Raw genomic sequence first — 12,432 nt, forward strand, 5'->3', positions numbered from 1 at the left:
CACTCACTTTGTCGTCGCTCTAATGAGCATAGCTCATTCAACCAGTTGCACCAGTCGCTAATCGTTTCATTTTCTTGAACTTACGTTGATTTTACAAAAGAGATTAAACGGCTTAGATGTGACTTGCTCTACTTCGGATTCTTGGTTAAACCCTGATTTCGAAGTAAAGTAGCGAGCGTAAGGTCTACTAGATGCTGAACCCAACAAGGATATAAATAAAACAATGAATGCTCTATCATTTATCGACGCAGGATTGCACTACACTCCCCACACATTTAATGTCCCTTTGAATTACCAGGAAGAGAGCAAAGGCACTATTGAAGTATTCGCCCGTTCGGTATGTTTAGTGGGAGACGAAGACTCAACCAAACCATGGCTTGTGTACTTTCAAGGTGGTCCTGGCTTCCCTTCTCCACGTCAAAATGGCCATAACGGCTGGATAAAACGAGCACTTCAAGAGTACCGAGTATTACTGCTCGACCAGCGAGGCACCGGAAACAGTTCGGTGATCAACCACCAAACGCTGGCGCACCTGACGCCACTCCAACAGGCAGAATACCTGAGCCATTTCCGAGCAGACAATATTGTTCGCGATGCTGAATTTATACGTCAGCAATTTGGTGTAGAAAAGTGGGCGATTTTAGGCCAAAGCTTCGGTGGTTTTTGCTCTCTGACGTATTTGTCGTTGTTCCCTGAAAGCCTGACCCGAAGCTACATTACTGGTGGTGTGCCGTCTGTTTCACGTCATCCCGACGATGTGTATAAAGCAACGTTTAAACGTACAATGGATAAGAATCAGGCGTTCTTCCAGCAATTTCCTAAAGCGCAGCAACTTTGCCAGACCATTGCCGATCACCTGTTAGAAAATGAAGAGTTTCTGCCAAACGGGCAACGCTTTACCGTTGAGCAATTCCAACAGATTGGGATTAATTTTGGGGTCAGCGATACCTTCTTGCCAACGTATTACTGGCTGGAAAGCGCACTCATAGAAGTAAACGGAAAAACGCAGCTGCGTTACGAGTTTTTAAGTGACATGCTGGCTCAGCAAAACTTCCAAACCAACCCTATTTACGCCATTTTGCACGAGTCTATATACTGCCAGGGCTTTGCTTCAAATTGGAGTGCACACCGAGTACGTCAGTCAAACCCGGCGTTTAACTATGAAAAAGGCCAGCCTTTCTACTTTACCGGGGAAATGGTTTTCCCATGGATGTTTGACCAATACACCAACCTAAAGCCACTAAAAGAAGCTGCTGAAATACTGGCAAGCAAAGAGGACTGGTCACCCCTTTATGACCAAAACCAACTGGCAATGAACAAAGTTCCGGTAAGCTGCGCGGTTTACGCCGACGATATGTTTGTGGAAATGGACATCAGCCGAGAAACATTAGCTTCTATGCCGAACTCAAAAGCGTGGATCACCAACGAATATGAACACAATGGTCTGCGTGCTGACGGCGAACGCATTCTGGATACATTAATTGCGATGGGTAACCAGACTGCGGCGACTTTGGTTTAATAAGACACCACTTCTGCATACCGACGCCTTTTCACCATGAAAAGGCGTTTTGCTATCCAATACCGAGTATCACGCCAGTCGATTAATCTTTGATCCTTTTTATCATGGACTTAGTTATCACTCGATAACCCATCTTGTGATAAAAATCTTCGCCTTCGTGGTTAAAAGAACCAACGGACAATCCGATTTCCTCTACGCCCAAGCTGCAAAGCGCACTTTCAATTCTATCCATCAACGATAAGCCTATGCCCAAGTTTCGATGGCTTTCCGCAACAACGAGTTCATTGATAAAGCCAACGTATTTCTCTGGTGAAATGATGGAGTTAACTTCACGAGTGGTTCCCGAAATAAACCCCACAATGTTTCGATTTGAACAAGCTACAAATGCAGTGATACTGCCATCGAAGTATTTTTCAAAGATATTACGGCTATCCCTAATCTCAGCCATTTCTTGTGGTGAGCGATAAAAGTCGGGCTCAGCTTGATAGTGAGAAGTATCGAGCTCAACTAAAAGAAGTTTGAGAAGCGGTATATCCTCTTCTCTGAGTCGCCTGATATGAAACTGCTGCATGTCTTACTAACCATTCCGTTGAATTAATTTTTGTTTTTTACCTTGCTGTACTGAGCTGAGTGCATTTACGAGTAACGAGGACTCAACCAATTAAACGTACAAATTTCACACAAACCTGTCGAGGTTAACCTCGTCAATTCACTTAGATTTTTGTTGATAATTTGAAGACCTACAAGGTTTGCGGGGAAGCAGCTATCCGTTCTTCATCCTCATTTTGTCACTAACCAATCAACATGCATGTTTCCTGTCCGATGGGTTTACCTGTATACCTGACCGTTTTAGTCGGGTATACTCCGGGCCGTTATAATTTAATGGTCGTCGACCACTTGTTTTATTAAAGCCTGTTTTTTTAAAGGAAATCTCATGAGTCAGTATGTTGTCTGTGCGCTGTACAAGTTTGTGGAACTGGGTAACTATCAAGAGCTACGCGAACCATTGCTTGCACTGATGGAAAAGAACCAGATTCGTGGCACCCTTCTGCTGGCAAGTGAAGGTATCAACGGTACCGTTGCTGCGGACCGCGCGGGTATTGATACCCTGCTTGAATGGCTAAATGCAGAGCCACGTCTTGCGGGCACTGTTTATAAAGAGTCGCTTGCTGAAACACAGCCTTTTAACCGCACTAAAGTAAAACTCAAGAAAGAGATCGTAACTTTAGGTGTTGAAGGTATCGATCCTCGTCATGTGGTTGGCACTTATGTGAAACCAAAAGACTGGAACGATCTTATCGCGGATCCAGAAGTGTTTGTTGTTGATACGCGTAATGATTACGAAATCGAAATCGGTACTTTTAAAGGTGCGGTAAACCCGAACACTGAAACTTTCCGTGAATTTCCAGACTACGTGAAAGAAAACATGGACCCGACCAAGCATAAGAAAGTGGCGATGTTCTGTACTGGTGGTATCCGTTGTGAGAAATCAACGGCTTACATGAAAGAGCAAGGCTTTGACGAAGTCTATCACCTTGAAGGCGGCATTCTAAAGTATCTGGAAGAAGTGCCACAAGAAGAGAGCATGTGGGAAGGTGATTGCTACGTATTCGATGGTCGTGTTGCTGTAAACCACCAGCTAGAGAAAGCAGACTACGACTTATGTAACGCTTGTCGCCTGCCAATCACAGAAGAAGACAAACAGTCAGACCTTTACGAGCAAGGCGTAAGCTGCCCTAAATGTCACGGTACGCATTCAGAAGAGCAGATTGCTCGATTCCGTGAGCGTGAAAAACAGATTTCTTTGGCGGATCAACGTGGTGAACAGCACGTTGGCGGTGAAAGCGCGAAGCAACGTGAAGAGCGACGTGCGGCTAAGATTGCTCAAAAAGAAGCACAGCGTAAACAAGCCTAACGCTTATTGGCGAACCATATACTATGGTTCGCCAATTTACATGTTTACGAGTGACGAAAAGTTAAGCGTCGCTGCGCTAAATACAGAAGTGACAGTTCTCTCGATCCAGACCATGAGCACCAGCAAGATTTTTCAGGTGCGCTCTGCCCTCTGCAAGCCCCATCTCATAACCTTCAAGCAACACAGACTGACGCATTGATAAACGCTGTACATGAAAATTATCAGGCGGAGCAATAACGCGGATACGCGCGTCTTCCGGCGGGTTACGAATAAACGCCAACGATTCGTTATAGTTCTCTGTTCGGTGCAACATTGCTTCGACCATTTTAGGATGCTCGGCAAACAGCTTCTTAGTGAGCCAGGTTGTTTTGGCTGGCTTCTTCGAGTAATTCAGCGGGTGGGATAACACCACAGTAATGTCTCTCGCGCCTCTTCGGTAAGCTTCGCGAACCGGAATTGAATCCGCCACGCCTCCGTCGGTGTAACAGCCACCAGAAAAGCAAGGGGTATGTTTGTATGCGATAGGCAAAGCAGTCGTCGCTTCTAGCGCGTGATGGAAGTTATCGCGATTGACTCGATAATAGTCTGCCTTACCTGTATCAACATTGGTTGTGGTCGCAAAAAATGGAATACCATCAAACAACTTCTTTTCATCGACTGGATATAAACGGTTAGATTCTTCAAATAACCATTTAACGTCAATAAGGTCACCGCCCTTTATAAAGCGGGTTGGATCGAAGAAACGTTTACAGGTTGCAAGCTTGGTGATGATATTAATGCTGCGATGTGGGTAATCAGTTAAGTAACCAATCAGATTCGATGCACCTGCTGATACACCAATTGCAAAATCAAACGGCTTGTAATTTTGCTCCATGAATGCGTCTAGCACGCCACTAGCGAAGACGCCTCGCATCGCACCACCTTCAACCACAATTGCTTTTTTAACCATGTTTCCTCCCCAATACTGTGTTTAAAAATAGTATTGAAAGTAAGGCAATAGAAACAATTGGTTATTCTTATTATTTAGATAGGTGATTCCTATACTCAAGTAAGATTTCGCTACAAAGTACAACCTGTAACCATGCCTACACCTTACATAAGCCTAGTAGGATTAAGAGAAAACGTTCTTATACGCTTCAGCAGCCCCATCAATGAGCATTTGAGTGCCGATGACCGCCAATATCAGCCCCATCATTTTGGTCACAACATTGAGCGCACTAGGACCAACGGCTTTCACTAATCTATCGCCAAATAAAAACAAGATGTACGTGATAATACAGAGCACAGCAAAAGAAACGATGGTAATGATTGTTTGATCAAACCCACCAGCGGTCGCAAAATTCATCGCCGTTGCGATAGTGCCAGGACCAGCCAATATTGGCATCGCGAGAGGGGAAACCGCGATACTTAACGCCGCTTGTTGCTGGGCAGGTGAGTAAGCCTTTTCCTTGGTTTTTTGATGGGTAGTATCACCTTGTAGCATGTTGTAACCAATCAAAAAGACCAGAATTCCGCCAGTAATACGCAGCGCATAAAGCGTAATCCCAAATAAATCGAAAATCAGTTTTCCCGCAATTGAAAACACCGCAACGATGATAAAAGCAATAAACACCGAACGCAGTGCTATGGATCGAACCGTCTCTTTATCTTCATCCGCAGTTAAGCTCAAGAATATGGGAATATTCGCGATAGGGTTCATGATGGCGAAGAAACCCATAAATACCGTTACTGTGTGAACGATCAGTTCTTTCATCTTTTTACCGCATGTAATTCATTGATTTTAAGACAGTATATACTCATATCTTAGAGCGTGCCTGATTACTGGCTTTCTCTAGTAAAACTTATGGTTTAAGGCACACTTTTTTCGTTTGAGCTTTTCTTTTTAGCTTTTTTCTTTGGAGAAAGTTTACCCAGCCATCAAATGCCGATAAGGTGAGTTCCACGAAATATGAAAACAATAACAAAGGATGTTAAAGCATCATGAACAGTACGATTGAAACTATAATGAGCCACCGCTCGATTAGAAAATTCAGCCCGCAACCAATAGATAAAACTCAACTGGACACGATTATTCAAGCTGGCCTAGCCGCATCTTCTTCCAGTATGCTGCAAGTCGTTTCCATCATCCGAGTCACTGATCCAGAGAAACGCACACAACTGGCGCAATACGCAGGTAACCAAGCTTACGTTGCGAGTGCGGCAGAATTTTTAGTGTTCTGCATTGATTATCAGCGTCACTCGGCTATCAACCCTCAAGTACAAGCAGACTTTACCGAATTAACACTCATTGGTGCCGTTGATTCCGGCATCATGGCGCAAAACTGTCTGTTGGCAGCAGAATCGATGGGATTGGGTGGCGTATACATTGGTGGCTTGAGAAATAATGCCCAAGGTGTTGATGAGTTACTCGGCTTACCTGCCAATACTGCCATTTTGTTTGGTATGTGTCTTGGCCATCCAGAGCAAGACCCAGAAGTTAAACCTCGCTTACCAGCAAAAGTGATCGTACACGAAAATCAGTACCAAGCTGTAAATATTGAAGACATAAAAGCTTACGACCAAACCATGCACGATTACTACGCCACACGTTCAAGTAATCAAAAGCAAAGCACCTGGTCTGAGGAAGTGACGACGAAATTGGCAGGAGAGTCTCGCCCGCATATTCTGCCTTATTTACATGGCAAAGGATTAGCAAAGCGCTAGATTGTATTGAACGATAACCTTGGATAGCCCTGCCAGGTTAGGTGGGGCTTTGTTTTTATTAACTATTCCTTCTCTGAACCCTGATTTTCGGTTGCCAGTCATTCAGCCGTCGCCTATGATAAACGAGCTCACGCCTAAAGCACCCAACACTCGCGGAAAGAACTCGGTTCACGGCAATTTGGCTTCCCTGCATTTCCAGCAGGTACACTCTGTTTTTACCTTCTTAAAGCTTCTGTTCAGGCGAGTGTGGAAGAGAATAAGAAAGGTGAAAAATGCAACCTCACAACAGCTTCTCAATTAATCTCAATCAGCAAAAAATCATTGCTAAAAAGCGTTTAAAGGCAATTCGTCAACGTGACTTCAATACGCTGGGTCTCGTTAAACAGTTTCACTCCCAACCCGACACTCTATCTTTTGAATCTATTCAGCTTGCTGATGTTCAACATGCTTTAGCAAGAGAGCTCGGCTTACCGAGTTGGAACAAACTAAAAGCTCACGTGGAACGTTTAGAATCGCATAAGAACGCTATCGCTAAACGAGAAAAAGCGTTAGACAGTGGTCTGAGTACGCTCCATGTTCGTTGTGGGCATGATATTCAGGAAAAACTTAAAGAGAGCGGCTTTGAAGGCCAGTTTCTCCCGATGATTGATCCACTATGCATGGGCCCTATTCCTAAAGCTGAGCAATCATTTTTAGCCATACGCGCTCAGTTCGTTGTTGATACGCTGCTGCCCGTTATGGGGCATAAAGAATCTGTTCAAAACATCGCTCAGCAAGAGCAGCGTAACGTAGAGACTCTGCTAGACGATAAGTTTGAGCGCATCGTATTTTGGGTGGAGCATGATAGCTATGATCAACTCATGTTGATCCGTTGCCTGACTTATCTTGAGAACGTAAAAGCTAAAGTCATTGAGATCATTGAATTGAACCAATTCCCCGGTACAGAACGTTTTATCGGTTTTGGACAACTACCCGCAGAGGCGATTCGTTCATGCTGGCATGATCGCAAGCCGATAAACGCAAGATTAATGAGCCAGGCCAGTCGGTGTTGGCAAGCTCTCACAGAAGAAACGCCAGATTCTCATGTCTCTCTATTAGATCAACATGAGTTGGATTGCTTGCCAAATATGAGTGCGGTTCTTATGCGGCATTTGCGCGAGCTCCCCCATTCAATATCAGGGTTGAGCTTCACTAAGCGTCTCGCACTCGATGCGCTAAAGGAGCAAAGCAACGAGATTTCAGTGAGTAAGTGGTTTCAGCTTTATCAGCAGAGCGAACCTTTGCCCTACCTTGGTGATGTAATGTTTTACGCACTGGTCCTTCCTTTAGCGACCAATGAGAAACCACTGATAAGAGTAGATTCATTAGAAAAAAACTGGTGGGAGCAACAAGTGTGTATAACCGAGCATGGAATACAGTGCTTAAACGGTAATGTTAAATTTGAGCAACAATATTGGGTTGGTGGAATTCCAAACAACAACAAAAGCCGTTGGGAGTGGGATCATCTGCAGCTATCTAGCCTGTCCCATGTTCAATGTTGATACGGCGCTGAATTTACCAACTTAGTGGCTAAAGATAACAGAGCGATGCGAATAGTGAGATGAATGTATTGCTCTAATTATCGACTACTAATGCGCATTATATAAACAAGTTTCAGTTGCATATTTAGTCCCACATTAATCAGGGGTGAATAATCACGAGTTCAATATGCAACCAAAACATAGAACACCAAAGTGTAACAATAGGTGAACATTAGTTTTATACTCGATAAAAGTGTTAAAAAACAGCCATTACAACCAGCCTTAAAGTTAAATAACTGTTAAAATAATATTTTTTATGGTGACCGTGGTCACATCTACCGACCAAGATTAGGTTTTTTCTTTCGTGTTTTTTCACTCCGCTGCTAACCTGCACGCCACTTTGAAGTGAACTCAGAGTGCATAACTATAAGGAGTGTTCTCATGAATACCAAGAAACCGATGTCGCTTACCAGCCGTGTTATTTTCGGTATGGTGGCGGGTATCTTGACAGGATTTGCAATTCGCACACTTTTTGCTGACAACGGATTTGTCGACGCATACATTGTTAATGGACTATTTGAAGTTGGTGGACAGATCTTTGTCGCCAGCTTGAAGATGCTAGTAGTACCTTTGGTATTTGTATCACTCGTTTGTGGTACTAGCTCTCTTAAAGACCTATCTACTTTAGGTCGCATGGGTGGTAAAACCCTAGCTTTATACATTGCAACAACGGCTGTCGCTATCACACTTGCTCTGACTATGGGCACCGTGTTCCAGCCAGGTGCAGGCGCTGATCTTACTGCGGTAAGCTCGTTTAAGTCAGCAGAAGCACCGTCTTTGGGTCAGGTGATCATTGATATGTTCCCGACTAACCCAATCAGTGCAATGGCTGAAGGTAAAACACTTCAAGTTATCGTGTTTGCCGTTTTATTTGGTATTGCGATCAGTGCTGCTGGTAAACCAGGCGAGCGTATCGCTGCATTCTTCTCAGACTTGAATGAAGTGATCATGAAGCTGGTTGCTATTTTGATGAACCTTGCACCATTTGGTGTGTTCTTCCTGATGGCGAAGCTGTTTACTGGTCTGGGCTTGGGTGCAATCCTAAACCTTGCCGAGTACTTTATCGTTCTAGCTGGCACACTGCTGCTACACGGTCTGGTAACGTACAGCCTAATGTTGAAAGGATTTACTGGCCTTAGCCCAATGACCTTCCTGCGTAAAATGGAAGATGCTGTGATGTTTGCGTTCTCTACTGCATCATCAAACGCAACCATTCCGGTTACTATGGAAACAGCAAAACACCGCATGGGCGTAGAAAACCGTGTGTCTTCGTTCACTGTACCACTTGGTGCAACCGTGAACATGGACGGAACGGCGATCATGCAAGGTGTCGCTACCGCGTTTATCGCACAGGCATTCAACATTGATTTAACCATGGGTGACTACCTGATGGTTATCATGACGGCGACTCTGGCATCTATCGGTACTGCTGGTGTTCCTGGTGTTGGCCTTGTCATGCTAGCGATGGTACTAAACCAAGTAGGCTTGCCTCTGGAAGGTATCGCTCTGATTATGGGTGTTGACCGTCTACTGGATATGATTCGTACCGCAGTAAACATTACTGGTGATAGCGCAGTAACGGTTATTGTTGCTAAATCAGAAGGTGCATTGGATGAAGCTCGCTTCAACGATCCAATGGCCGGCGCAACCGAAGAAGAAGTGCATCTTAAACGCGCTGACGCTTAAACCGTTTACGGTTATCCTGTCTAAAACAAAGCCCCGATGGAAACATCGGGGCTTTGTTCATTGAGAAAGATTGATTAAGCAATCTTAAAGACTTTTAGTCATTAGCCATTAAATTCAGTTTCGCTCTGGCTTGTTCTTCATGCTCGGACGTAATAGCGTTGCCAACCGTGTTCGCAGCCAATGTAAGCGCTGCCATATCATCAGTGAATCCAACGCCAGCCAGCACATCGGGCACCATATCCGTTGGGAGAACGAAATACGCTAATGCCCCACCAAGAATCGCTTTATGGCGAACAGAGGTATTGGCGTCTGTCATCGCGAGCCAGGATTTAATCCCCATCACAGCAAGTTCTTCACCCGCTTTTCTGACCGAGTTTTTCATCTTGCGCCAAAACGTTTTCTCATCTGGCGCTTTTAGTGTTTCTTCAACGGCATTATTAGGCGCCGACTTTAAAGACATGGCTGTAGTCATCGTTGCCTCCGGTAGTTGTGACTCTGGCGCTAATACTAAGAGCCAGAACCTGAACACAGGATTAACAACAGAGATCATCGTAAGTAACCGGTTTAAAGGAAAATAAAAAATCCCCAAACTTTGGTTTGGGGATTGAAAGCTATTTGGCCGAGAACGAACGTTTTATTTAGCTATCTTCTCTAGTACACGCATCAGCATCTTGATGCGTGGCTCGACAGACTCTAGAAGTAAATATTCCTGCTCTCCGTGGAAGCCAGCTCCGACGGGGCCAAGACCATCTAATGTCGGAACGCCCAGAATAGCGGTATTGTTCGCATCAGAGCCACCACCTACTTCTTTCCAATTGATATCAATTGCAAGCTCACTGGCAGCCTCTTCAACCAATGCCATTAAACCTTCGGTTTGTACATTCGGTAACATCGACGGTTTATACGCTTCTCGATCTAACTGAATGCTCACCCCATCAACAAACGGAGTTTTAGCTAAACAGAGCAGCTTGGTATCGACATCATCGTACTCTACGTTGCTCCAGAAGCGTACATCGACGATCGCTTCAGCCTGAGCAGGTACTATATTTGCCCCGTTACCACCCGACACAATACCCACATTTAACGTCGTGCCCGAGATAAAGTTGGTCATGCCGTTAACTGCAAGAATCCAGTTGGCCATTTCGGCAATCGCACTACGGCCACTCTCTGGCTCGTTACCCGCGTGAGCAGCTACACCATTGAAGGATATTTTGTAACGCGCCATACCTTTGCGTGCTTTCACCAAACCACCGTCTGCACGTGCAGCTTCTGCGACCAGCACATTCTTGGCACTTTTTGCTACTGACTGAATCCAATCGACTGAATAAAGTGAGCCCGTCTCTTCATCCGGATTCATGCAAATACAAATCGACAGCTTTTCTAATACTGCTGTATCCAGATTTCGCATCGCATAAACGATGTTTAGCAAACCAGACTTCATGTCCGACACACCCGGACCGTACGCTTTATCTTCATCCACAGACATCGGACGCTGCTCTGCCGTCCCTACAGGAAAAACCGTATCTAAATGGCCAATCAGCATCACATCGATCTGTTCTGCCTCAGGCATGTTACGAATTTCTAACCCTATCCCTGCTCTGCCGCAATCAACTCGCTTAACACTCCAACCTAACATCGCATGAAACTTTGCTGCAAACTGAGAAGCAACAAATTCAATACCATCGGTAGTGTAAGTTCCGCAATCGACGTTAATTAATGGGCGTAACTCTTCAAGGTATTCATTGAGAGAAAACTGCATGTTTTACTCCTAAACAAACAAGTTCATGACCAACATTGCGCCAAATGCGTTCATCACTGAGATAGCAATCATGATTGGAATGTAGCGACCTTCAGTGCCAATAGGACCCATAATCCGTCCCATGTATTGAACCTGCGAGCCCATCAGGTAGATTGCAGGCGCAAGAATCGCGATGTGGGTGCCATTAAGAATCCCTTGGTCAAACAGCGTGATAACCACACCCACAGCGCCACCCATTGACATCCAAGCGCCAATAAGTACGGCAGCCGCTTCACCTGGCAAACCAAATATCGCCATCACCGGAGAGAAGACAGTACCCATGAGATCCAGTGCGCCGGTGATCTGAAGTGCTTTGATAATTACAAATGCCATAAGAACGTTTGGTACCGTCGAAGTCGTCGCGATCACCCAACCTTTCTTTGCACCTTCAACGAAAATATCTGTCACCATAGGCTTGCTTGCTTTTACGTCACCCATTACGCGATCTCCTCTTTCAAGTTCTCAGTTTTGTTTTGCTCTTGTTTGTCTTCTTTACCTTCTGTGATGTTTAAGTAGATGCGGAATAAGTTTGCGCCAATAATCTTAAACGCAAACATGACCACAACCGCCAAGCCGATAGAAGACGTTACAGCCAAAGAGCCATCGGCCATGGTCAAAGTAAATAGCACGGCACCTGATGAGAAGAAGTTAACGATGGTTGCACCTGCAGTGAACTGGAACATAGTAAAGACATCGGTTTCACGTTTGGTAAGATGACCTTCATCTTTAAGTTGACGCGTCATCGCTGCGCCAGCATCGGTACTTTGAAGTGAAGCAATAAGGGCTAGACCAGAGTTGCCCGGAATGCCTACCATTGGGCGTAGTAGAGGAGTCAGCAGTTTGCGCGCCGCATCTAGTGCACCGCAATGCTCAAGAACATTGATCATGCCTAAAGCAAACATCACAGTTGGGATAAGAGTAAGCGCAAAAATAAAGCCATCTCGAGCACCGCTACCGCCTGAACCGCGAAGCGTTGTTGTTGCAACTTTTACACCGTCGGCCGTTTCAGTGACACCAGACGCCACCTTACCGAAAGAGCCATTTAATGTGGTGAAGTCAAACACGCCATACCATTGGTTTGATTTCAACATACCAGAGAAAAATACGATAGCAAACGCGAGTGCAAGATAGCACCCAAGCGTCACCTTTCGCTCAGTTTGAACAGGGGTTTTCATAACGTTACCTAAACATGTGGAATTTGATACATATGTTTACCTGAACAATGAGCAAT

12 protein-coding genes are annotated in these 12,432 nt (G+C 44.9%); 5 read left to right on the top strand and 7 right to left on the bottom strand.

Annotated features, from left to right (window positions below):
* Positions 1-223 precede the first annotated feature (223 nt).
* Positions 224-1,519 (top strand): alpha/beta fold hydrolase, encoded by a 1,296-nt coding sequence (locus tag L9Q40_RS07005; protein ID WP_065300521.1) that lies wholly within the window; start codon positions 224-226, stop codon positions 1,517-1,519.
* 82 nt (positions 1,520-1,601) lie between these two features.
* On the opposite strand, the gene L9Q40_RS07010 is transcribed toward L9Q40_RS07005, so the two are convergent.
* On the bottom strand, positions 1,602-2,090 hold the full coding sequence (locus L9Q40_RS07010; RefSeq protein ID WP_065300522.1) for a GNAT family N-acetyltransferase: 489 nt from the start codon (positions 2,088-2,090) through the stop codon (positions 1,602-1,604).
* Positions 2,091-2,453: 363 nt separating this feature from the next.
* On the opposite strand from L9Q40_RS07010, the gene trhO reads away from it, so the two are divergent.
* Positions 2,454-3,434 carry an oxygen-dependent tRNA uridine(34) hydroxylase TrhO gene (gene trhO / locus L9Q40_RS07015; protein ID WP_422835137.1) on the top strand — a complete coding sequence of 327 codons (981 nt, stop codon included), beginning with the start codon at positions 2,454-2,456 and terminating at the stop codon, positions 3,432-3,434.
* A gap of 76 nt (positions 3,435-3,510) precedes the next feature.
* Here trhO and L9Q40_RS07020 read toward each other — a convergent pair whose 3' ends face one another.
* Positions 3,511-4,383, bottom strand: coding sequence for a patatin-like phospholipase family protein (locus L9Q40_RS07020; RefSeq protein ID WP_014234977.1), 873 nt, complete (start codon positions 4,381-4,383; stop codon positions 3,511-3,513).
* A gap of 162 nt (positions 4,384-4,545) precedes the next feature.
* Positions 4,546-5,187 (bottom strand): MarC family protein, encoded by a 642-nt coding sequence (locus tag L9Q40_RS07025; RefSeq protein ID WP_014234978.1) that lies wholly within the window; start codon positions 5,185-5,187, stop codon positions 4,546-4,548.
* 227 nt (positions 5,188-5,414) lie between these two features.
* Here L9Q40_RS07025 and nfsA point away from each other — a divergent pair, with 227 nt between their 5' ends.
* From nfsA to L9Q40_RS07040, 3 genes are all read left to right on the top strand, one after another.
* Positions 5,415-6,137 carry an oxygen-insensitive NADPH nitroreductase gene (nfsA, locus tag L9Q40_RS07030; RefSeq protein ID WP_498792890.1) on the top strand — a complete coding sequence of 241 codons (723 nt, stop codon included), beginning with the start codon at positions 5,415-5,417 and terminating at the stop codon, positions 6,135-6,137.
* A 272-nt stretch (positions 6,138-6,409) separates the two neighbouring features.
* Complete coding sequence (locus L9Q40_RS07035) at positions 6,410-7,678, top strand: DUF1835 domain-containing protein (protein WP_498792891.1); 1,269 nt, start codon at positions 6,410-6,412, stop codon at positions 7,676-7,678.
* A gap of 420 nt (positions 7,679-8,098) precedes the next feature.
* A complete protein-coding gene (locus tag L9Q40_RS07040) occupies positions 8,099-9,403 on the top strand; it encodes a dicarboxylate/amino acid:cation symporter (protein ID WP_498792892.1) in 1,305 nt (434 codons plus the stop codon).
* 94 nt (positions 9,404-9,497) lie between these two features.
* Here the strand turns inward: L9Q40_RS07040 and L9Q40_RS07045 are convergent, their stop codons facing one another.
* The 4 genes from L9Q40_RS07045 to L9Q40_RS07060 form a co-directional block, all read right to left on the bottom strand.
* The gene (locus L9Q40_RS07045) at positions 9,498-9,875 is read right to left on the bottom strand and encodes a YkvA family protein (protein ID WP_498792893.1); all 378 of its coding nucleotides are present in this window, start codon (positions 9,873-9,875) and stop codon (positions 9,498-9,500) included.
* 162 nt (positions 9,876-10,037) lie between these two features.
* Positions 10,038-11,162 (bottom strand): M20 family metallopeptidase, encoded by a 1,125-nt coding sequence (locus L9Q40_RS07050; RefSeq protein WP_498792894.1) that lies wholly within the window; start codon positions 11,160-11,162, stop codon positions 10,038-10,040.
* 9 nt (positions 11,163-11,171) lie between these two features.
* Positions 11,172-11,639, bottom strand: coding sequence for a YjiG family protein (locus tag L9Q40_RS07055; RefSeq protein ID WP_020333469.1), 468 nt, complete (start codon positions 11,637-11,639; stop codon positions 11,172-11,174).
* The gene (locus tag L9Q40_RS07060) at positions 11,639-12,376 is read right to left on the bottom strand and encodes a nucleoside recognition domain-containing protein (protein ID WP_065298078.1); all 738 of its coding nucleotides are present in this window, start codon (positions 12,374-12,376) and stop codon (positions 11,639-11,641) included. Before L9Q40_RS07060 ends, L9Q40_RS07055 begins: the two co-directional genes overlap by 1 nt.
* Between the last annotated feature and the right edge of the window lie 56 nt (positions 12,377-12,432).

The sequence above is a fragment of the Allocatenococcus thiocycli genome (assembly GCF_921292965.1).
Lineage (GTDB): Bacteria > Pseudomonadota > Gammaproteobacteria > Enterobacterales > Vibrionaceae > Vibrio > Vibrio natriegens.